The following is a 22,142-nucleotide window of genomic DNA, read 5'->3' as shown; positions in this document are numbered from 1 at the left end:
GATACCATACACCGGCATCACCTAAACAGTAAGGGTTCGCATTGCCACATGTGGGAGCGGGCTTGTGTGGGAGCGGGCTTGCTCGCGAAAGCGGCGTGTCAGACGATGCATGAGTAACAGACCCACCGCCTTCGCGAGCAAGCCCGCTCCCACATTGGGTCTTCGGCGCTCTTTTAATGTTTGGCAGCGGCCAGAATCAAGGCTTTCATCTCGGCGACAGCGCCTTTGAAGCCGACGAACAGCGCGTGCGCCACCAGCGCATGGCCGATGTTCAGCTCGTTGATGCCCTTGATCGCAGCCACGGCTTCGACGTTGTGGTAATGCAGGCCGTGGCCGGCGTTGACGATCAGGCCTTCACCCAGGCCGCAGTTGACGCCGTCGATGATGCGTTGCAATTCGTCGGCAACTTCAGTCGGCGTAGTGGCGTCGGCGTAACGGCCGGTGTGCAGTTCGATGGCCGGGGCGCCGACGCGGCGCGAAGCTTCGATCTGGCGCTCGTCGGCGTCGATGAACAGCGAGACTTCACTGCCGATCTTCGACAGGCGCTCTACCGCAGCCTTGATCCGCGCTTCCTGGCCAGCCACATCGAGGCCGCCTTCGGTGGTCAGTTCCTGGCGGGTTTCCGGCACCAGGCAGATATGCGCCGGGCGGATGCGCTCGGCGAACGCCATCATTTCTTCAGTGACGCCCATTTCGAAGTTCATGCGGGTTTGCAGCACGTCCTTGAGCAGCAGCACGTCGCGCTCCTGGATGTGGCGGCGGTCTTCGCGCAGGTGCACGGTGATGCCGTCGGCGCCCGCTTCTTCGGCGTCCAGCGCGGCCTTGACCGGGTCCGGGTAACGGGTGCCCCGGGCCTGGCGCAGGGTGGCTACGTGGTCGATGTTCACGCCGAGAAGAATGCGATTGCTGGTGGTCACGAAAAGCGCTCCTGAAGAGGGAAGGAATCGCTGCACAGCATACACGGGGATGTCAGGGCTTTCGAAACAACTCGCGGCTGACCAGTGGCCGACCGCCCAAATGCACGGCCAGGGCCTGGCGCATCAGGCGCTTGGCGGCAGACAAGGCGCCGGGGGCGGTCCAGTCGGCTTCGCTCATCGCAAGCAATTCGGTGCCCTGGAACAGGCCGGGTTGCAGCAGGTAGACCCGCTCCAGGCCTGCGTCCACTTGCAGGCGGTACATGCCGTCGGCGGCGATGGGGTCGCCGTGCAGGTCGTTGCTCAGTTCGAAGCCGTAGCCCAAGTCATCCAGCAGGCGCCATTCGAATGCGCGCAGCAGCGGTTCCAGGGGACGGCCTTCGGCGAGGGCGAGCAAGGTGGCGGCGTAGTGATCAAAGACGCCGGGGTGTGGGTCTTCGGCGGGCAGCAGGCGGATCAGCAATTCGTTGAGGTAGAGGCCACTGAACAGCGCCTCACCGTTAAGCCAGTTGGAGGCGCCGGCGGCTTCCATGCGGCCGACGTTCTTCAGCTCGCCACGTCCACGAAACTCCACCTCCAGGGCCACGAAGGGCCGCGCCAGGGTGCCGGCTTTGCCACGGGCGCTGCGCAAGACCGCGCGCAGCCGGCCTTGAGGCGTGAGGAAGTCCACCAGGGCGCTGGTCTCGCGATAGGCGCGGCTGTGCAAGACGTAGGCGGGTTGGCCGGTGGGTGGGGTTTGGGACATTGGGTTCTCGCTGCGGGAACACGGTCTGGAAAACAACGACTATCCAATGTGGGAGCGGGCTTGCTCGCGAATGCGGGGTGTCAGTCAACACATCTAGTGACTGATCCACTGCATTCGCGAGCAAGCCCGCTCCCACATTTGTCCTGCGGTGTTCCGGAGACCTGCTACAGGTCGCCGTAACCCAACGAACGCAACGCGCGCTCGTCATCGGACCAACCACCCTTAACCTTCACCCACAGGTTGAGCATGATCTTGGAATCAAACAGCAATTCCATGTCCTTGCGCGCTTCGGTGCCGATGCGCTTGATGCGCTCGCCCTTGTCGCCAATGATGATTTTCTTCTGGCCGTCACGTTCAACGAGGATCAACGCGTGGATATGCAGGGTCTTGCCCTGCTGCTTGAACTCTTCGATTTCGACGGTGATCTGGTACGGCAGCTCGGCGCCCATCTGGCGCATGATTTTCTCGCGTACCAGTTCGGCGGCGAGGAAACGGCTGCTGCGGTCGGTGATCTGGTCTTCCGGGAAGAAGTGCTCGTTCTCCGGCAGGTAACCGGCGATCACACGCTCCAGGGCTTCAAGGTTGTGCCCGTGCTGGGCCGAGATCGGCATGATCTGGGCGTTCGGCAGTTGTTCCTGCAGCCAGCTCAGGTGCGGCATCAGCTCGGCCTTGTCTTCGATGCGGTCGGTTTTGTTCAACGCGACGATCAACGGGCCGGTGACGTACTGCACGCGCTCCAGAACCATCTGGTCTTCGTCGGTCCACTTGGTGCGGTCGACCACGAAGATCACCACGTCGACGTCTTTCAACGCCGCCGAAGCGGTTTTGTTCATGTAGCGGTTCAGGGCCTTTTCGCCGCCTTTGTGCATGCCCGGGGTATCAACGTAGACCGCCTGTACGGCGCCTTCGGTCTTGATGCCCAACATGTTGTGGCGGGTGGTCTGAGGCTTGCGCGAGGTGATCGCCAGCTTCTGTCCCAGGATGTGGTTCAGCAACGTGGACTTGCCCACGTTCGGACGGCCGACGATGGCAACATAGCCACAGCGAGTTGCGGTTGAATCAGTCATGGCCATTCTCCACGCCCAGGGCAATCAGTGCTGCAGCGGCCGCTACCTGTTCGGCAATACGACGGCTCACACCCTGACCTCGGCTTTTTTCATTCAGTAAGGTGATTTCGCATTCGACGAAGAACACTCGGCAATGCGGCTCACCCTGGATATCCACCACTTCGTAACGCGGCAGGTCGCAACCACGGGACTGCAGGAATTCCTGCAGGCGGGTCTTCGGATCTTTGTTGGTGTCTACCAGCGTCAGGCTTTCGATCTCGGTCGACAGCCAAGCGACAACACGCTCCTTGGCTGCTTCCATGCCCGCATCGAGGTAGATCGCGCCAATCAGTGCTTCCAGGGCGTCGGCCAGGATCGACTCACGACGGAAACCGCCGCTCTTCAGCTCGCCGGAGCCCAGGCGCAGGTAATCGCCCAGGTCGAAACCACGGGCCAGTACGGCCAGGGTCTCGCCTTTCACCAGGCGCGCACGCAAGCGCGACAACTGGCCTTCGCGGGCCAGCGGGAAGCGATTGAACAGGGCTTCGCCGGCGACGAAATTGAGGATGGCATCACCGAGGAATTCCAGGCGCTCGTTGTTACGCCCGGCAAAACTGCGGTGTGTGAGGGCAAGGATCATCAATTCCTGATCCTTGAAGGTGTAACCGAGCTGACGCTCGAGACGGCTTAGAGAAACGCTCACGGTTTACCCACATTCAGTTCGAGGCACCGGTGGCCTGCGACGATTAACGCTGTGTTCAAATTCAAATCCTGGTGGTTGCTGCATGGAGCCGGACTTTGTCCAAGCCCCAGAAAAGCATTCGGCGCTGTGTTCACAGCGCCGCATGGATTACTTGATCAGCCCGACCCGCGAGAAGTTCGGCAGGTGGCTGAGCTTGGGTTCCGGCCAACTCATCCAGACCGCGAAGGCCTTGCCGACGATATTCTGGTCGGGGACCATGCCCAGCAGGTCCTTGGGAATATTGGGGTCATCCCAGTAGCGGCTGTCATTGGAGTTGTCGCGGTTGTCGCCCATCATGAAGTAATGCCCGGCAGGCACTGTCCATTGGTTGTCAGGCGGCGAACGGTAGCGGCTCATTTCCTTGCGGATTTCGTGCTCTACCGCTCCGAGTTTCTCCTGGTACAACTCGGCGCTGCCCAGGGTGTTCGGCTCGGAACCGATCAGTTTTTCTGCCACCGACTCGCCATTGACGAACAGGCGCTTGTCGCTGGTGTAGCGAATCACGTCACCCGGCAGGCCCACTACACGCTTGATGTAGTTGACGTTCGGGTCGCTTGGGTAACGGAACACCATCACATCGCCGCGCTGCGGGTCACCGATTTCGATGACTTTCTTGTCGATCACCGGCAAGCGGATCCCGTAGGAAAACTTGTTCACCAGGATGAAGTCGCCCACGTCCAGGGTAGGTTTCATCGATCCCGAAGGAATCTGAAACGGTTCCACCAGGAACGAACGCAGCACCAGCACGATGAACAACACCGGGAAGAACGACTTGCCGTATTCAACCAGCATTGGCTCTTTGTTCAGCTTCTCGACCACCGCCACATCGGGCTGGCTGACGCTGCCCTGATAGGACGCGATGGCAGCCCGGCGACGCGGGGCGAAGAAAATCAGATCGAGCAATGCCAGGAGACCGCAAACGGCGACGGCAATGACCAGCAACAGCGGGAAATTTAGTGACATAGGACCTAACTATCCAACCTGAGCACCGCAAGGAAGGCTTCTTGTGGAATTTCCACGTTGCCCACTTGCTTCATGCGTTTTTTACCGGCCTTTTGCTTCTCGAGCAGCTTGCGCTTACGGCTGACGTCGCCGCCATAGCATTTGGCCAGTACGTTCTTTCTGAGTGCCTTGACGGAAGTCCGTGCAATGATCTGCCCGCCGATGGCGGCCTGGATCGCGACGTCGAACATCTGGCGCGGAATCAGTTCTTTCATCTTTTCGGTCAACTGGCGACCTTTGTAGTGCGCGTTGTCCTTGTGCACGATCAGCGCCAGGGCATCGACCTTGTCGCCGTTGATCAGCACATCCAGCTTCACCAGATTAGCTGATTGGTAACGATCAAAATGGTAATCCAGCGAAGCATAGCCGCGGCTGGTGGATTTGAGACGATCGAAGAAGTCCAGGACCACTTCGTTCATCGGCAAATCGTAGGTCACTTGCACCTGGGTACCGAGGAACAGCATGTCGTGTTGTACGCCACGCTTTTCGATACACAGGGTAATGACGTTGCCCAGGTGTTCTTGCGGCACAAGAATATTGGCCCGCACGATCGGTTCGCGCATGTCTTCGATGGAAGACAGATCCGGAAGCTTGGACGGGTTGTCGACGTAAATCGTTTCACCGGTTTTCAGCGCCAGTTCAAAAATAACCGTCGGCGCGGTGGTGATCAGGTCCAGGTCGTATTCGCGCTCGAGGCGCTCCTGGATGATTTCCATGTGCAGCATGCCCAGGAACCCGCAGCGGAAGCCGAAGCCCAGGGCGTCGGAGCTTTCCGGGGTGTACTGCAACGACGAGTCGTTGAGGGTCAGCTTCTGCAGGGCTTCGCGGAAGTCCTCGAAGTCATCGGAGCTGACCGGGAACAGGCCGGCGTAAACCTGCGGCTGGATGCGTTTGAAGCCCGGCAGCACATCGACGTCAGGGGTGGAGCTCAAGGTCAGGGTGTCACCTACCGGTGCACCGTGGATGTCCTTGATACCGGCGATGATGAAGCCCACTTCACCGGCTTTCAGATCAGTGGTCGCGGTGTGCTTCGGGTTGAATACACCAACGCTGTCCACCAGGTGGATCTTGCCGGTGGATTTGACCAGGATCTTGTCGCCCTTCTTCACACGGCCGTGGCGCACGCGTACCAGGGAAACAACGCCCAGGTAGTTGTCGAACCAGGAGTCGATGATCAACGCTTGCAGCGGATCTTCGTAGTTGCCGGTAGGCGCGGGAATGGTCTTGACCAGGCGCTCGAGCACTTCGTCGACGCCCAGGCCGGTCTTGGCGCTGCACTCGACGGCGTCGGTGGCGTCAATGCCGATGATCTTCTCGATCTCTTCCTTGACGCGGTCCGGATCGGCCTGCGGCAGGTCGATCTTGTTCAGCACCGGCATCACTTCCAGGCCTTGCTCGATGGCGGTGTAGCAGTTGGCTACGGACTGGGCTTCAACGCCCTGGCCCGCGTCCACGACCAGCAACGCACCTTCACAGGCGGCCAGGGAACGGCTGACTTCATAGGTGAAGTCGACGTGGCCCGGGGTGTCAATGAAGTTGAGCTGGTACTTGATACCGTCTTTGGCGGTGTAATACAGAGTAACGCTGTGGGCCTTGATGGTGATCCCGCGCTCGCGCTCGAGGTCCATGGAGTCCAGCACCTGGGCTTCCATTTCACGCTCGGCAAGGCCGCCGCACATCTGGATAAATCGATCGGCCAGCGTCGACTTGCCATGGTCAATGTGGGCGATGATGGAGAAATTGCGGATATGACTCAAATCACTCACGGATCAACACTCAAAAAGGCTGCAGGCAGACTGCCCGCTGAAAAATAGCCGGGAATTGTACCTGATGCGCAGACCTGACGTCATCCATGGTGACCAAGAACAAAAATGCCCCGATCGTTCGAACGGGGCATTTTTTGTTCATAAGCGCGGGCTCAACCGGCCCGACGCAACAGCCAGAGGCCGGCCACGGCGCAAATAGCCGTGGGCACCAGCACCGCAAACAACGGCGAGAAGCCGAATACCAGGCTGGACGGCCCGAGAAGGTCCTGGGCAATACGGAACGTGAAGCCCACCAACACGCCGGTAAACACGCGCTGGCCGAGGGTTACGGAACGCAACGGGCCAAAGATGAACGAAATCGCCATCAGCACCAGGGCAGCGGTCACCACCGGCTGCAACACCTTGACCCAAAACGCCAGCCAGTAACGACCGTTGTTCAAGCCCTGGTCCTTAAGGTAATGGATATAACTCCACAGGCCAGAGATTGGCAGGCTTTCCGGGATCATCACCACGGTGTTCAGCAGTTCGGGCTTGAGGGCAATATCCCACTGCTCCGTCGGCACATTGATCACTTCAGTGCTCGACGCCGCGCCCTTGCCGATGTCACGGAAATAGGTGGTGGTCACATCGCTCAGTTGCCACTTTTCGTCGCCATACTGCGCACGTTTGGCGAAGCTGGACGACAACAGGTGGCGTTCTTTATCGAAGTGGTAGCGGGTCACGCCCACCAGCAAGCCGCCTGGCTGCACGGCGTTGATGTGGATAAATTCCTCACCCTGGCGGTGCCACAGACCATGCTTGGAGCTCTGGGCATCCCCCGAACCCTGGGCCAGGGCACGATTGGCCTGGGCCGTGGATTCAGCCGGAGGCGCAACGTACTCGCCGATCAACACGCTGACGGCCATCAGCAACAGCATGGGCTTCATGACCGCCCACACGATGCGGCCGATGGAAACACCCGCCGCACGCATGATGGTCAGTTCGCTGTTGCTGGCCAGGCTGCCCAGGCCAATCAGGCAGCCGATCAGCGCTGCCATCGGCATCATGTCGTAGAGACGACGGGGCGCCGTCAGCGCCACGTAGCTCAGAACGTCGGTAACGGTGTAGGTATCGCTGACGTTGCCGACTTCATCAATGAAGGCGAACAACGAGGCCAAACCCAGAATAATGCCCAATACCGCAAGGATTGCGACCAGGACGCTGCTACCAATGTAGCGGTCGAGCTTAACCACGAGCCATCTCCTTCACGCTGCGACGACTCCGCATCTTCAACCGCATCGGTTCCCAATAAAGCAGGCCCAGGCCAATGGCCAGGAAGACCCCGTGGACCCACCACAACCCAAGCGCCGGCGGCAGCTTGCCCTTCTCCAGGGAGCCACGGGCGGAAATCAGGATGGTCAGGTAGGCCATATAAAGCAGAATCGCCGGCAACAGCTTGAGGAAACGGCCCTGGCGCGGGTTGACCCGGGACAGCGGTACCGCCATCAAGGTCACGATAAACACCAGCAGCGGCAGGGAAATCCGCCATTGCAGCTCGGCGATCGAGCGCAATTCCTTGCTGCCGATCAGGTCTGGCGTCGGGATCGCGTCACGGTCGGTGACCTCGTCACTGACATCCGGCCGGGCCAGCATCACACCATAGGTGTCGTACTTGATTGCGCGGTAATCGGCCTGGCCGGGGCTGCCGTCATAGCGATAGCCGTCCTCCAGGATCAGGTAGCGGCTGCCGTCCGGGCGCACTTCCTGACGTCCCTTGTCGGCCACCAGAATCGAAATGCCACGGTCTTTCTGGTTCTGGCCGAGGTTTTTCTGGGAGATGAACACACCGCCCAGGTTGGCACGATCATCCGACAGTTGTTCGGTGTAGGTCACCCGGGTGCCGTCGTTGAGCGCTTGAAAGCGACCCGGCTCCAGGGTGTCGAATTCGGTCATGGCGTCCTGTTTGTTGAGCACCAGCTGGAACTGCAAGGCACCCTGGGGCGCCAGGCTCAGGCTCAACCAGGCCACGACCAGGGCGATACCGGTGGCCGGGACCATGGTCATGGCCAGCAGACGCTGCTGGCTCATGCCGGTGGCCGACAGCACGGTCATTTCGCTTTCAAGGTACAAGCGGCCGTAGGCCAGCAAGATCCCGAGAAACAGGCCCAATGGCAGAATCAGCTGCAGGAAGCCCGGCAGGCGAAAGCCCATGATCAGGAACAGCGAACCCGGATCCAGGGCACCCGAGGCAGCCTGGGCGAGGTATTTGACGAAGCGACCACTCATGATGATGACCAGCAATACCGCACTTACGGCACTCAGGGTCAACAGGACTTCGCGGGACAGATAACGGAAGACGATCAAACCAGACACTCCAGGGTTGTCAGGCTAAGGCGGCCAAACAAGCAAGCATATCGAGACGACCCATTGCTGCAGGCCGGCTAAAAAGATGGCGCATTATCCTGTGATTGACCGCACCTGTCACGGAGCTTGCTCATACGCGTGCACAAAGCTGCCCACAAGGGTTGTCAGGCTCGGGCGGCGAGGTTCAAACTGCGGCCTTTGTCGCGGGCGGCCTACAGGCTGCCAAGCTTACAAGCCGGAGTACAGACTCCTGGCTCACTGACCTTTATAAGGGACCCGAAAATGGAACTGGTTGTAAAAAGCGTTAGCCCCGAAACGTTGAAAACCGCCACCCTCGTGGTCGCTGTCGGCGAAGGCCGCAAGCTGGGCGTTGCCGCCAAGCAACTGGACGAACTGAGCGGCGGCGCCATCAGCGCGGTCCTCAAGCGCGGTGACCTGGCCGGCAAAGTGGGCCAGAGCCTGCTGCTGCAAAGTCTGCCTAACCTTAAAGCCGACCGCGTATTGCTGGTGGGCGTTGGTAAAGACGCCGAACTGGGCGACCGTCCGTTCCGCAAGATCATCAGCGGCATCCTCACTACCCTCAAGGGCCTGGGCGGCACCGATGCAGCCCTGGCGCTGGACGAAATCGTGGTCAAGGGCCGCGACAGCTACGGCAAGACCCGCCTGCTGGCCGAAAGCCTGCTGGATGGCGGCTACGTCTTCGACCAGTTCAAGAGCACCAAGGCCGAACCCCGCGCCCTGAAAAAAGTCACCTTGCTGACCATCAAGGCCGCCCAGGCTGAAGTCGAACGCGCCGTGACCCACGCCCAGGCCATCGCCGGCGGCATGGCATTCACCCGTGACCTGGGCAACCTGCCACCGAATATCTGCCACCCAACCTACCTGGGCGAGCAAGCCAAGGCGCTGGGCAAGGAATTCAAGAGCCTGAAAGTCGAAGTCCTGGACGAGAAGAAGATCAAGGAACTGGGCATGGGCTCGTTCTATGCCGTGGGCCAGGGCAGCGATCAGCCGCCACGCCTGATCGTGATGCAATACAACGGCGGCAAGAAGTCCGAGAAGCCATTTGCCCTGGTCGGCAAAGGCATCACCTTCGACACCGGCGGCATCAGCCTCAAGCCGGGCCTGGGCATGGACGAGATGAAGTACGACATGGGCGGCGCCGCCAGCGTGTTCGGCACCCTGCGTGCCGTGCTGGAACTCAAGCTGCCGATCAACCTGGTGTGCATCCTGGCCTGCGCCGAGAACATGCCGAGCGGCGGCGCGACCCGTCCGGGCGACATCGTCACCACCCTCAGCGGCCAGACCGTGGAAATCCTCAACACCGACGCCGAAGGCCGCCTGGTGCTGTGCGACGCCCTGACCTACGCCGAGCGCTTCAAGCCGCAAGCCGTGATCGACATCGCCACCCTGACCGGTGCCTGCGTGGTTGCCCTGGGCGCCCACACATCGGGCCTGCTGGGCAACAACGACGAACTGATCGGCCAACTGCTCAGCGCCGGCCAGGCTGCAGACGACCGCGCCTGGCAACTGCCGCTGTTCGATGAGTACCAGGAACAGCTGGACAGCCCGTTCGCCGACATCGCCAACATTGGTGGCCCGAAAGCCGGCACTATCACCGCTGCGTGCTTCCTGTCGCGCTTTGCCAAGAACTTCAACTGGGCGCACCTGGACATCGCCGGCACTGCCTGGACCAGCGGCGGCAAGGACAAGGGCGCCACTGGCCGTCCGGTTCCATTGCTGACCCAGTACCTGCTGGACCGCGCCAAAGCCTGAAACTGACGACCCCGGGGCGGCAATTCCAACGCCGCCCCGACCGTAGCAGCTGCCGAGCCCCGGCGAGGCTGCGTCAGCGGAGTATCTGACACACCGCAACGCAGCCTCGCTCAGGCTCGACAGCTGCTACGGGGTTTTCGTGGTGGTCGATCAGACAGTATTTACACATGCGGCGCGGCTATCAGGACCCCCAATGACCCAAGTCGACTTCTATATATTGCCCAGCGCCGATCCTTCCGCGCGCCTGGACTTTGCCTGCAAGCTCACCGAAAAAGCCTGGCGTATGGGCCACCGTATCTACCTGCATTGCAGCGATGCCGCCCAGCGTGACGACCTCGACGCCCGCCTGTGGCGCTTCAAGGGCGAAAGCTTCGTGCCCCACGGCCCCGCCGAATCAGAGCCGGAAGGCCTGGTGGTGCTGGGTTTGGGCGACAGCTGTGGCGATCACACAGACCTGCTGGTCAACCTCGACCTGAAAGTACCGGCCTTCGCCAAAGGTTTTGCCCGAGTGGCGGAAGTGGTGGTGGAAGACCCGGCTATTCGTCAGGCCGCGCGGGAGAGTTTCCGTTTCTACCGCGAACAGGGCTATTCTCTGCAAGATCACCGGCTACAACGACTTTGAGCACACGATGGACACTCCAAACCCGCTAAAAGACTCTGATCACCTGCTGGATGACCTTGAGTCGATCCGCAAGCTGCTCGGTGATGATGACCTGCAACCGCCGCTGCTGACCGATTCGGTCAATGGTGACGTACAAATTCCTTTGCTGTTCGATATGGTCGGTGGCAAGCCTGTTGCGCCGGAACCTGTCGAAACGCCGGTGGAGCAAGCCGCACCCGTGCCAGCAGTTGCCGTGCCTGCCGCAGAGAAAGCGCCCGACGCCCTGCTGCTGCACCTGGACAACGAACTGCGCGCCGCTGCGCAACTGATCATGCAAGACGTGATCGACGATTTTGCTCCGCATATCGAAACCGAGATCAAGCGCCGACTGGATGCGCGCATGGAGCGGTTGTTGAGCCAGTACCAGAACTGAGGCTGCCACATATTCCTTGTGGGAGCGCGCTTGCTCGCGAAGGGCGTGAACGATAACGCGTACATCCTGAATGAACGCGCCGCCCTCAGGTTTTTCGCGAGCAAGCTCGCTCCTACCCCTCTCCACTATCCCCCGTTATACTTGTCGGCTTTCCTGAATTAATGCCAACTAGGGTCCCGCCGCGCATGGATAAGACCTACCAGCCGCACGCTATTGAAACTTCCTGGTACCAGACCTGGGAGTCCGAGAATTATTTCGCTCCGCAAGGCGCGGGCGATGCCTACACCATCATGATTCCGCCACCGAACGTCACTGGCAGCCTGCACATGGGCCATGGCTTCAACAATGCGATCATGGATGCCCTGATTCGTTTCCGCCGCATGCAGGGTCGCAACACCCTGTGGCAGCCAGGTACCGACCACGCCGGTATCGCCACCCAGATGCTGGTGGAACGCCAACTGGAAGCCACCGGCCAGAACCGTCACGACCTGGGCCGCGAGAAATTCCTGGATAAAATCTGGGAATGGAAGGATCAGTCCGGCGGCAACATCAGCCGTCAGATCCGTCGCCTGGGCTCGTCCGTGGACTGGAGCCGCGAGCGCTTCACCATGGACGACGGCCTGTCGGAAGCCGTGAAGGAAGCCTTCGTGCGCCTGCATGAAGACGGCCTGATCTATCGCGGCAAGCGCCTGGTCAACTGGGACACCAAGCTGCACACGGCGATTTCCGACCTTGAAGTGGAAAACCACGACGAGAAAGGCTTCCTGTGGAACCTCAAGTACCCGTTGGCTGACGGCGCCAAGACCGCCGAAGGCAATGATTACCTGATCGTCGCCACCACCCGTCCGGAAACCATGCTTGGCGACGCCGCTGTCGCGGTTAACCCGAACGACGAGCGCTATCAGGCGCTGATCGGCAAGTTCGTTGAGCTGCCGCTGGTTGGCCGTCGCATCCCGATCATCGCGGACGACTACTGCGACCCTGAATTCGGCACCGGCTGCGTGAAAATCACCCCGGCCCACGATTTCAACGACTATGAAGTCGGCAAGCGCCACAACCTGCCGCTGCTGAACATCTTCGACAAGAACGCCGCTGTGCTGCCGGCCTGCCAGGTGTTCAACCTCGACGGCACGCTGAACGAAAGCATCGACGGCAAGATCCCGGCTGAATACGCCGGCCTCGACCGTTTCGAAGCACGCAAGCAGATCGTTGCCGCCTTCGACGCTGCCGGCCTGCTGGTGAGCGTTGACGACCACGCCCTGAAGGTACCGAAAGGTGACCGCTCCGGCACTGTCATCGAGCCTTGGCTGACCGACCAGTGGTACGTGTCCACCAAGCCTTTGGCTGAGCCGGCAATTGCCGCCGTGGAAGACGGCCGCATCGCGTTCGTGCCCAAGCAGTACGAAAACATGTACTTCTCGTGGATGCGTGACATCCAGGATTGGTGCATCAGCCGCCAGCTGTGGTGGGGCCACCGGATTCCGGCCTGGTACGACGAGTCGGGCAAGGTCTACGTGGGTCGCGACGAAGCCGAAGTACGTGCCAAGCACAACCTCGGCCCGGACGTGGCACTGCAACAGGACAACGACGTACTGGACACCTGGTTCAGCTCGGGCCTGTGGACGTTCTCCACCTTGGGCTGGCCGCAACAGACCGAATTCCTGAAGAAATTCCACTCCACCGACGTGCTGGTCACCGGCTTCGACATCATTTTCTTCTGGGTTGCCCGGATGATCATGCTCACCATGCACTTGGTGAAAAACGAAGACGGCACCCCGCAGGTACCATTCAAGACCGTGTACGTGCACGGCCTGGTGCGTGATGGCCAGGGCCAGAAGATGTCCAAGTCCAAGGGCAACGTCCTGGACCCGCTGGACATCATCGACGGCATCGACCTGGAAACCCTGGTGCAGAAACGCACCTCGGGCCTGATGCAGCCGAAACTGGCGAAGAAGATCGAGAAGCAGACCCGCGACGAGTTCGCTGACGGCATCGCCAGCTACGGCACCGATGCCCTGCGCTTCACCTTCTGCTCGCTGGCGTCCACCGGTCGCGACATCAAGTTCGACATGGGCCGCGTCGAAGGCTACCGCAACTTCTGCAACAAGATCTGGAACGCCGCGCGCTACGTGCTGGATAAAGGCGAAGACTGCGGCCAGAACGGCGAGGCCATCGAGCTGTCCCTGGCGGATCGCTGGATCATCTCCCAGTTGCAGCGCACCGAAGCCGAAGTGACCCGTCAACTCGACCAGTTCCGCTTCGACCTGGCGGCACAGGCCTTGTACGAGTTCATCTGGAACCAGTATTGCGACTGGTACCTGGAACTGTCCAAGCCCGTGCTGTGGGACGAGAACTCGCCGATCGAACGTCAGCGCGGCACCCGTCACACCCTGGTACGCGTACTGGAAGTGGCGTTGCGCCTGGCGCATCCGTTCATGCCGTTCATCACCGAAGAAATCTGGCAGCGCATCGCGCCGCTGGCCGGCAAAGACGGCAAGACCATCATGCTGCAACCTTGGCCGGTGGCCAACGAAGCCCGCATTGATGAGGCGGCCGAAAGCGACATCGAATGGCTCAAGACCCTGATGATGGGCACGCGCAACATTCGCGCCGAGATGAACATCGGTCCGGGCAAGCCACTGGCCGTGTTCGTGAAGAACGCCAGCGCCGAAGATCAGCGTCGCCTCACCGAGAACGATGCGCTGCTCAAGAAGCTGGCGAAGCTGGAGTCGATCACCGTATTGGCCGCTGACGCCGAAGCACCGCTGTCCGCCACCGCACTGGTTGGCGAGATGGAAGTGCTGGTGCCGATGGCCGGCCTGATCGACAAAGGTGCCGAACTGGCGCGCCTGGACAAGGAAATCCTGCGCCTGCAAGGCGAAGTGCAGCGGGTGGGCGGCAAGCTGTCCAACGCGGCGTTCGTCGACAAGGCGCCGGCTGAAGTGATCGAGAAAGAACGCGCCAAACTGGCTGAGGCTGAACAGGCTTTGGGCAAGCTGGCGGAGCAGCATGCGCGGATTTCCAGCCTGTAAGGGGCAGCCCGTGTGAAAAAAGAGACCTTCGGGTCTCTTTTTTTATGGGCGGCCACTGATCATTCCCACGCTCTGCGTGGGGATGCATCCCGTGACGCTCTGCGTTACAGACTTGAGTCTTGCGCGAACCTGGGGACGCAGAGCGTCCAATGCGGCATTCCCACGCAGAGCGTGGGAACGATCACCGGGCCTCGCCCGGAATGTGTGACAATACCCGCCACTTTTGAAACAAACGCAGAATCGACGCAGCCCATGACCGCCCCCAGCACACCCAAAGCACCGCGCAAGAAGCCTAAATCCACCACGCCGGCCAAGCCCGTCGTTCCGCGCAAAGAGGCCACCTTGCACCCGCGTAACCGCCACCAGGGCCGTTACGACTTCCAGGCGCTGATCAAGACCACGCCGGAACTGGCGCAATTCGTGATCATCAACCCGTACGGCAAGGAAAGCATCGACTTCGCCAGCCCCGACGCGGTACGGGTGTTCAACCGGGCGTTGCTCAAGGCGTTCTATGGCATCAATCACTGGGACATCCCGGCTGACTACCTGTGCCCACCGGTACCGGGCCGGGCCGACTACGTGCACTTCCTCGCCGACCTGCTGGCCAGCGTCAACGAAGGCGTGATCCCCCGTGGCGCGCCGGTGAAGGTGCTGGATATCGGCATGGGCGCCAACTGCGTCTATCCGTTGATCGGCTACAGCGAGTACCGCTGGAATTTCCTCGGTTCTGAAGTCGACCCGACGGCCGTGGCTGCCGCCAAGGCGATCGTGCAGTCCAACGGGCTGAACAAGGCCATCCAGCTGCGCCAGCAAACCAATCCCAAGCAGATCCTGCTGGGGCTGCTGGAGCCGGGCGAGCGGTTTGACCTGACCATGTGCAACCCGCCCTTCCACGCCTCCATGGATGAAGCGACCAAGGGCAGCGAACGTAAATGGCGTGCACTGGGCAAGGCTGATCCGAAACGCAAGTTGCCGGTACTAAACTTCGGTGGCCAGTCGGCGGAATTGTGGTGTGAAGGCGGTGAAGCGCGGTTTGTGACGCAGCTGATCGCTGAAAGCGCGCATTTCCAACATAAAGTACTGTGGTTCAGCACCCTGGTGTCGAAAGCGTCAAACCTGCCGGCCATTCAGACTGCGCTGAAAAAGGCCGGTGTGCTGGAGAGCCAGGTGGTGGAGATGTCCCAGGGCCAGAAGCAGAGCCGCTTCGTCGCCTGGACTTTCCAGACCCCGAGCGAGCAACAGGTGTGGCGCCAGCGCTGGGCGCGCAAGGACTAAAACCTGTAGGAGCGAGCTTGCTCGCGAAAAACCAACAGGCGCCGCGGGGTATCAGATTCCCCGCGTTATCGTTGACGACCTTCGCGAGCAAGCTCGCTCCTACCGTTAAAAACAAAACCGCGAGCAACAAAAAACCGTGCCCGGATCGCTCCGGAGCACGGTTTTTTTTGCTGCGTCTTACTTGTTAACAGCGTCGGTCAGGCTTTTTGCCACAACCAGCTTGATAACTTTCTTGGCAGCGATTTCGATGGCAGCGCCAGTCGAAGGGTTACGGCCAGTACGGGCAGGACGCTCGGTCACTTTCAGTTTGCCAACGCCTGGCAGAGTGATTTCGCCGCCGTTTTCCAGCTGATCAGCAACGATCTGGCTCAGTTGTTCAATCACTGCACGCACTTGAACTTTGGTGGCGCCAGTGGATTCAGCCAGATCAGCGATCAGTTGGTCTTTAGTAATAGCCATTGTGGTGTTCCTTCCCTATCAAATTCATTTGGATTGCAGAGTGCAGTGTCAGCCATCGAGCCCTGCCATCAAGGCCTGGCACCCTAGGGCTATAACCACGGAGATCGGGGTTATAGATACCTGAAACCGGGTTTGGTTCGACCTGACAAATGCTGAATGCACGCTTAACGCCCAGACTGCGCGTAAGACGGGGCAAAACTAGCACAGAGACGGGGAAATATCCGCCTCAACATACCCATTTGGTCAGCTTTATCGCTCTAAACCGTGAAAAAAAGGCATATGGCCCGTCGGATGGCGCTCAAAACGCCCTCCGAACAGCGCCATCCCCAGCGGGTGCGGTACACTGGCGACTTTTTCCGGGAGCCCGACCACTCCCCTTCAACCAGCCGAGAAGCCCATGCCGATCCGTCATTGCATCGTCCACCTGATCGACAAAAAACCCGACGGCACCCCTGCAGTTCTCCACGCCCGCGACTCCGAGCTTGCCGAGTCGGCCGCGATCGAGAACATGCTTGCCGACCTCAACGAGAGCTACAACGCCAAACAAGGCAAGGCTTGGGGCTTTTTCCATGCCGAGTCCGGCGCGCATCCGTTCAGTGGCTGGTTGAAGGAATATTTCGACGGTGGCAAGGATTTCACCGCCTTCAGCCGTATTGCCGTGGAACACCTGCAGAAGCTGATGGAGGAGTCCAACCTCTCCACCGGCGGCCACGTGCTGTTTGCCCACTATCAACAGGGCATGACCGATTACCTGGCGATCGCCCTGCTGCACCACAGTGAAGGCGTGGCAGTGACCGACCAGTTGGACGTGACGCCGTCACGCCACCTCGATCTTGGCCAACTGCACCTCGCGGCGCGGATCAACGTGTCCGAGTGGCAGAACAACAAGCAGTCCAAGCAGTACATCTCCTTTATCAAGGGCAAGAACGGCAAGAAGGTCTCGGAGTACTTCCGCGACTTTATCGGCTGCCAGGAAGGCGTCGACGGCCCGGGCGAAACCCGCACCCTGCTCAAGGCCTTCAGCGACTTCGTTGAAAGCGAGGATCTGCCGGACGAGTCCGCCCGCGAGAAAACCAAGACTCTGGTGGACTACGCCAGCAGCCAGGCCAAGCTCGGCGAGCCAATGGGCCTGGAAGAGCTGTCCGGGTTGATCGATGAAGATCGGCCAAAAGCTTTCTACGATCACATCCGCAACAAGGACTACGGCCTGTCGCCGGAAATCCCGGCGGATAAACGCACCCTGAACCAGTTCCGCCGTTTCACCGGCCGCGCCGAAGGCTTGTCCATCAGCTTTGAAGCGCACCTGTTGGGCGACAAGATCGAATACGACGAGGCCGCCGGCACCTTGATCATCAAGGGCCTGCCGACCCAGTTGACCGACCAGCTCAAGCGTCGCAACTGATGCTGGGCGGGGTTCTGAAGAAAGTCCTGCTGGTGTTGCTGGTGGTGGTGGTTTTCCAGAACTGGGGCAAGATCGAGCGGCTGTTCAACCCCTCCCAGGTGGTGCCGGAGCAGACACGCGCGGCGGCGCGCGTGGTGCTGTATTCCACCGAGTGGTGTGGCTACTGCAAACAGATCCGGCGCTTTCTGGATTCCAAGGGGATTCCCTACCAGGCGTTTGATATCGAGAAGGACGCCCAGGCGCGCAAGGCGTACGAGGCACTGGGCGGCGGCGGTATTCCATTTGTGGACGTGAACGGCACGCTGATTCGCGACTACAACCCTGAAGCGATCATGGCCGCGCTGAAGTAAGCCAGACCGTGCGGCCTGCACCAGAACCTGTGGCGAGGGAGCTTGCTCCCGCTGGGCTGCGCAGCAGCCCCAAAACAGGCGCCCGGGTTCCTCCAGGTTGAACCCGATTGCCGGGTTTAGGGGCGCTTCGCGCCCCAGCGGGAGCAAGCTCCCTCGCCACAGGCCATTCGCGGCCATTCATAACCGTATAGAACCCTAGAAATTGGCTTCCAGGGAAACCATCGCCGTCCGCTCTTCACCCACGTTGTAATACGCCGAGCTGGCCGCCAGGCCATTTACCGGCGCCGAGTTGAACGACACGGTGCGCGCCGAGCTCAAGTATTCCTTATCAAACACGTTGAGCATCGAGAAGCGCAGCGCGGCCGACTTGAAGACCTTCTTGTCCACCGGCAAGTAGATACCGGCGTTGAGGTCAAACACGGTGCGCCCGGAGATTTTCTCGTTGTTGGTCAAATCGCCGTAGAACGCCCCGACATACTTGCCGGCAATGTTGCCGTAGTAGCGTTTGTCGTCATACCCAAACACCAGGTTGAGCATGTTTTCCGGCACGTTGGCCAACTGGTTGCCCTTGGTCGGCAACAGCACGTTCTTGCTGACAAAATCGTCCTGCTGCTCGGACTGGGTATAGGTGTACGACGCGTAGTAGTTGAAGTTGTATGGCAGCAGGCCGCTCCACTCCAGCTCCAGGCCTTTGTTGGTCACGTCACCGACGTTGGCCATCACGTAGTCACCGTTCAAGTCGGTGGTCGAGAGCTGGCGATCCTTGAAGGTGATGTAGAACAGGGTGGCGCTCAAGGCCATTTTTTCTTCGGTGTAGCGCCAGCCCAGTTCCTGGTTCCAGCTCAGCTCGGGGTTGAGGTTGAGGGAGTCACCCTTGTTGTACAGCACGTAGTTCTGCGGGGTGCGCATGTTGCGGGTGACGTTGTAGAACGCCTGGTTGCTCTCGTCGACCTGGTACTTGGCACTGAAGTTCGGCAGGAACTGATGGTAGCGGGCGTTACGCTTTTCCGGCTTGTCGTACAGGCTGCCCAGGTTGTCGCCGTCACGCTCGACGTACTGGTACGCCAGCCCGCCGACAAAACTCAGGTCTGGGGTGGCTTGCCAGCTGTCCTGCACCCATAGTTTCTGGGCCGGGGTCACGGTGTACTGGTGACGGCCCTGGACGGTCTTGCCGTTCTTGTCGACCACCTGGCCGCCGCTGTTGTAATCACCCCAGATGTCGTCCGGTGCACCTTCGCTGTTGATCCCGATATACGGCTGGGTCTGGCGCTGGCGAGCGCGCTCGTACCAGTAACCGTAATCCAGGCTGTGCTCCTCGTTGATGTCCCATTTCATTTTGACCGTGACGCCAGGGCGCCAGGTTTCGGTCCACGACGGCCGGTAGTAGTTGGCCGACTGGAGGTTACCCAGGTCGTAGTTACCGGCCTTGTCGGACTTCGGCCCCAGGTTGGTCGCGGTCTGGCCGCTGAAACTGCCGCCATTGCCCCAGTAGTAGTAAGGCGCAACTGTCAGGGCCAGGTCATCACGCAGGCGCCAGCGCTGGGTGAAGGTGGTCATGACACTTTCGAAAGGGTTGCGGTTGAGCTTGTAGGAAGACGACAGCAAGCCGTTTTTGTAGACCGGGGTTTCCGAGTAATCCAGGCGCCGCCCCTGTTGTTGGAACTGGGCCTTGCTCAGGGTGTTGTAGTTATAGTTTTCCTGCTTGTTGTACTTCATGGTGAAGTTGCTGGAGTTGCCATTGTCGTCTTCGAACAGCGTGCTCCACTCCACCTTGTCACCGCGCACAGTGCCCTTGCCGCGCCACTTGTCGCCTTCGGTGTGAGAGGCCGAGACCCAGCTCTTGAAGCCGCCCAGGTCGCCGGTGTTGAGCCGTGCGAAAGACTTTGTCAGGTGGTTCGAGCCGATGGATTGTTTGACGAACAAGCCTGGCTCTTTGGTCGGCCGGATCGTGACCATGCCGATATTGCCGCCGCTGGAACCAATATGTGGGCCGTCCGCTTCGGAGGAGCCCTGGGTAACAAACACTTCGCCGACGTTTTCCGGATCGCCCAACTGGTTGGCGTACACGCCATAGCTGCCGGAGTCGTTGATCGGCACGCCGTCCATGGAAACCCCGACCTGGTCGGAGTTCATGCCGCGCATGGTGAAACTGGTGCCACTCATGCCGCTGGCGTCATCGTTCGAAACGTTGATGCCCGGCGTGTACTTGAGCTTGTCGATGGCGTTGGCCGTCGGGGACATTTCGTCCATGGCTTCCTTGGTCACGGTGGACCGGGCCTTGGCGCTTTCTTCCTGAATCATGTGGCCGGTGCCCAGGGTACGTTCGCCGGCAACGTGCACCGAACCGACATCCTGGGAGTCGTCTGCCAGAACCAGCGGCGCAAAGCCGCCCAGGCCCGATGCTAAAAGCAGGGCATAGAGTTTGTTGTAGGTCACGAGTAGATCCCTTACATGCATCCATCTGTTGTTATGGGGGAGGTATTGGCGATTTGGGCTGGGTGAACAGCGCCACCAATCTTCCTGACCACCTGCTCAGGAATCCGAGGATCATCCGTGCATCACGTAACGGTTTGGTTACAGGTTTTGGCGATTGCGATGAAGGTTAAATGAAAGGCCCACAGACGCCGATGTGCCAAGGCATTGGGGTATTCAAGGGAGATGGGTGCAAGTAATGACAGCGCTACGCCATTGCAGCGTAGCCCTCTGTATCTAGCGCAGTACGATCATTCGACCGAGCAGAGCGTGTTGTTCGAACCCCAAAACCGCCTGCAGCGCATTGAGCACCGCCTGGGGATCCTTGCTCGGGAAACTGCCACTGACACGCCGAGCGGCAAGGTCGTCATTGAGCAGGAGAATACGACCGGGATAGTAGCGGCCGAGGTCTTGCACCACTTCGGCCAGGGGCGTCTTGTAGTAGTTGAGCCAACCGTCGCGCCAAGCCAGGCGCGACTCGCTGTCGACTGCGTGCAGCTCATCGGCGACACCATCGGCGTAGGCCACTTGTTGGCCGGCCGCCAGAATCTGTTGCTGAGCATACTTCGACGGCGTTACCCCAACCCGACCGGACAACACCGTCACCTGCGCACCTGCCGGTTGCAGTCGCACCTCGAACTGCGTGCCGAGCACCCGTGCTTCGCCGCTGCCGGCCTCGACCACAAAGGATTCGCCAGTGTGGGTCACACTGAAAAAACCGGCGCCACGGCGTAGCTGGATATGGCGCTCGCCATGCTTGAAATCCACTGCGATCGCACTGTCGGCGTCCAGGGTGACCTGGCTTTGATCGGCCAGGGTCACGGTCTTCACCTCACCCGGCGCGGTGACGTAATCCGCGCCGAAGTCATCGACCCAGCGTGACGGCTGCCAGCCGGCGCCCATCGAGATCATCACCAGCAGGCAGGCGGCCATGGCCAGGGCGCCAGACCAGCGCCGCACGCTGGAGCGTTTCGAGGTATTCATCGCGTTCAAGTAACCCTGCAGCGCCAGGGCATCCTCATCCGCCAACGTTCTGGCCGGTACTTCACTCAATTCCCACAGCACCTGGGCCTGGGCATAGGCCTCGACATGCGCCGGGTCAGCCCGCAGCCAATGGCTGAACGTGGCCTGGTCGCCACTGCTGGGCTGGTCGTGCAACAAGCTCAGCCAGGCCAATGCGGCCTGTTCCTGGTCGGGCGTCGGGGTGACGCGGGCAGTGGCGTTCACGGGGCTTTCCTTGGCGATGGTTCACGAAGGCTGGCCTTGCAGGCTTCGAGGGCGCGCATCATATGTTTTTCCACGGCACTTTGGGACAGGCCCATGGCTTTGGCAATTTCCGCGTACTTGCGGCCATGGATGCGGTTGAGCAGAAAAATCTGCCGGGTACGTTCCGGCAAGCTGCGCAAGGCCGCTTCGACATGCCGCAGATCGTTGCCCGCCTCCAGCGCGGCCTGAGGCTCGGAGCCCTGGTTGTCCTGTTGTTCCGGCAGCCAGCCTTCACTGCTGCGCACCCGGGCGCCTTCGCTACGCAGGTGATCGATGGCGATATTGCCGGCGCAGCGCAGCAGGTAGGTGCTGAGTTCCTCGACCTGCACCAGTGGCCGGCGCCAGAAGCGCAGGAACAAATCCTGCACCAGGTCCGCCGCCGTCGCACGGCACCCTACCCGGCGACTGACCAGCGCTTCCATCTGCGAGCGCTGGGACAGGAACACCTGCAGGAAATGCGCACGGCCGCCTGCCGCGTCTGCGTGCTGCTCTTGATGTTCGGGAGGCGTGGAAATCATCAA

General features: G+C 60.5%; 19 protein-coding genes. 7 read left to right on the top strand and 12 right to left on the bottom strand.

Going from position 1 to position 22,142, the window contains the following annotated elements; all coding sequences use genetic code 11:
* Positions 1–173: 173 nt before the first annotated feature.
* The 8 genes from pdxJ to lptF form a co-directional block, all read right to left on the bottom strand.
* Complete coding sequence (gene pdxJ / locus NVB75_RS25195; RefSeq protein ID WP_003210427.1) at positions 174–917, bottom strand: pyridoxine 5'-phosphate synthase; 744 nt, start codon at positions 915–917, stop codon at positions 174–176.
* A 52-nt stretch (positions 918–969) separates the two neighbouring features.
* The gene (recO, locus tag NVB75_RS25190) at positions 970–1,659 is read right to left on the bottom strand and encodes a DNA repair protein RecO (protein ID WP_093201548.1); all 690 of its coding nucleotides are present in this window, start codon (positions 1,657–1,659) and stop codon (positions 970–972) included.
* A gap of 164 nt (positions 1,660–1,823) precedes the next feature.
* Positions 1,824–2,726 (bottom strand): GTPase Era, encoded by a 903-nt coding sequence (era, locus tag NVB75_RS25185; protein WP_003210432.1) that lies wholly within the window; start codon positions 2,724–2,726, stop codon positions 1,824–1,826.
* Positions 2,719–3,408 carry a ribonuclease III gene (rnc, locus tag NVB75_RS25180; RefSeq protein WP_003210434.1) on the bottom strand — a complete coding sequence of 230 codons (690 nt, stop codon included), beginning with the start codon at positions 3,406–3,408 and terminating at the stop codon, positions 2,719–2,721. Before rnc ends, era begins: the two co-directional genes overlap by 8 nt.
* A gap of 147 nt (positions 3,409–3,555) precedes the next feature.
* Positions 3,556–4,410 carry a signal peptidase I gene (lepB, locus tag NVB75_RS25175; RefSeq protein ID WP_226476637.1) on the bottom strand — a complete coding sequence of 285 codons (855 nt, stop codon included), beginning with the start codon at positions 4,408–4,410 and terminating at the stop codon, positions 3,556–3,558.
* Positions 4,411–4,415: 5 nt separating this feature from the next.
* Positions 4,416–6,215, bottom strand: coding sequence for a translation elongation factor 4 (gene lepA, locus NVB75_RS25170; protein ID WP_003210439.1), 1,800 nt, complete (start codon positions 6,213–6,215; stop codon positions 4,416–4,418).
* A 152-nt stretch (positions 6,216–6,367) separates the two neighbouring features.
* A complete protein-coding gene (lptG, locus tag NVB75_RS25165; RefSeq protein ID WP_258343817.1) occupies positions 6,368–7,447 on the bottom strand; it encodes an LPS export ABC transporter permease LptG in 1,080 nt (359 codons plus the stop codon).
* The gene (lptF, locus tag NVB75_RS25160; RefSeq protein ID WP_258343815.1) at positions 7,440–8,558 is read right to left on the bottom strand and encodes an LPS export ABC transporter permease LptF; all 1,119 of its coding nucleotides are present in this window, start codon (positions 8,556–8,558) and stop codon (positions 7,440–7,442) included. The genes lptG and lptF overlap by 8 nt, the downstream gene beginning before the upstream one ends.
* Positions 8,559–8,840: 282 nt before the next feature.
* Here lptF and NVB75_RS25155 point away from each other — a divergent pair, with 282 nt between their 5' ends.
* The 5 genes from NVB75_RS25155 (at position 8,841) to rlmF (ending at position 15,672) form a co-directional block, all read left to right on the top strand.
* Positions 8,841–10,331, top strand: coding sequence for a leucyl aminopeptidase (locus NVB75_RS25155; protein ID WP_258343813.1), 1,491 nt, complete (start codon positions 8,841–8,843; stop codon positions 10,329–10,331).
* A gap of 193 nt (positions 10,332–10,524) precedes the next feature.
* Positions 10,525–10,953, top strand: coding sequence for a DNA polymerase III subunit chi (locus NVB75_RS25150; RefSeq protein WP_102605183.1), 429 nt, complete (start codon positions 10,525–10,527; stop codon positions 10,951–10,953).
* A 7-nt stretch (positions 10,954–10,960) separates the two neighbouring features.
* Complete coding sequence (locus tag NVB75_RS25145) at positions 10,961–11,365, top strand: DNA polymerase III subunit chi (RefSeq protein WP_258343812.1); 405 nt, start codon at positions 10,961–10,963, stop codon at positions 11,363–11,365.
* A gap of 185 nt (positions 11,366–11,550) precedes the next feature.
* Entirely contained in the window at positions 11,551–14,397 is a 2,847-nt protein-coding gene (locus NVB75_RS25140) for a valine--tRNA ligase (protein ID WP_258343811.1), read from the top strand.
* 252 nt (positions 14,398–14,649) lie between these two features.
* Positions 14,650–15,672 (top strand): 23S rRNA (adenine(1618)-N(6))-methyltransferase RlmF, encoded by a 1,023-nt coding sequence (rlmF, locus tag NVB75_RS25135; protein WP_076017736.1) that lies wholly within the window; start codon positions 14,650–14,652, stop codon positions 15,670–15,672.
* A 177-nt stretch (positions 15,673–15,849) separates the two neighbouring features.
* Here rlmF and NVB75_RS25130 read toward each other — a convergent pair whose 3' ends face one another.
* Positions 15,850–16,131, bottom strand: coding sequence for an HU family DNA-binding protein (locus NVB75_RS25130; protein WP_017476062.1), 282 nt, complete (start codon positions 16,129–16,131; stop codon positions 15,850–15,852).
* A gap of 397 nt (positions 16,132–16,528) precedes the next feature.
* Between NVB75_RS25130 and yejK the strand changes: the two genes are divergently transcribed.
* Both yejK and NVB75_RS25120 read left to right on the top strand, forming a co-directional pair.
* Positions 16,529–17,533 (top strand): nucleoid-associated protein YejK, encoded by a 1,005-nt coding sequence (yejK, locus tag NVB75_RS25125; RefSeq protein ID WP_003212745.1) that lies wholly within the window; start codon positions 16,529–16,531, stop codon positions 17,531–17,533.
* Positions 17,533–17,883 (top strand): glutaredoxin family protein, encoded by a 351-nt coding sequence (locus NVB75_RS25120; RefSeq protein ID WP_003212747.1) that lies wholly within the window; start codon positions 17,533–17,535, stop codon positions 17,881–17,883. The genes yejK and NVB75_RS25120 overlap by 1 nt, the downstream gene beginning before the upstream one ends.
* 195 nt (positions 17,884–18,078) lie before the next feature.
* Here the strand turns inward: NVB75_RS25120 and NVB75_RS25115 are convergent, their stop codons facing one another.
* From NVB75_RS25115 to NVB75_RS25105, 3 genes are all read right to left on the bottom strand, one after another.
* On the bottom strand, positions 18,079–20,319 hold the full coding sequence (locus NVB75_RS25115) for a TonB-dependent receptor (protein WP_258343810.1): 2,241 nt from the start codon (positions 20,317–20,319) through the stop codon (positions 18,079–18,081).
* 273 nt (positions 20,320–20,592) lie between these two features.
* Complete coding sequence (locus NVB75_RS25110) at positions 20,593–21,582, bottom strand: FecR family protein (RefSeq protein WP_258343809.1); 990 nt, start codon at positions 21,580–21,582, stop codon at positions 20,593–20,595.
* Positions 21,579–22,142 (bottom strand): RNA polymerase sigma factor, encoded by a 564-nt coding sequence (locus NVB75_RS25105; protein ID WP_375378886.1) that lies wholly within the window; start codon positions 22,140–22,142, stop codon positions 21,579–21,581. Before NVB75_RS25105 ends, NVB75_RS25110 begins: the two co-directional genes overlap by 4 nt.

It is taken from the genome of Pseudomonas sp. CBS, assembly GCF_024734645.1.
GTDB lineage: Bacteria > Pseudomonadota > Gammaproteobacteria > Pseudomonadales > Pseudomonadaceae > Aquipseudomonas.
This window is presented reverse-complemented; position numbering and strand designations above follow the sequence as displayed.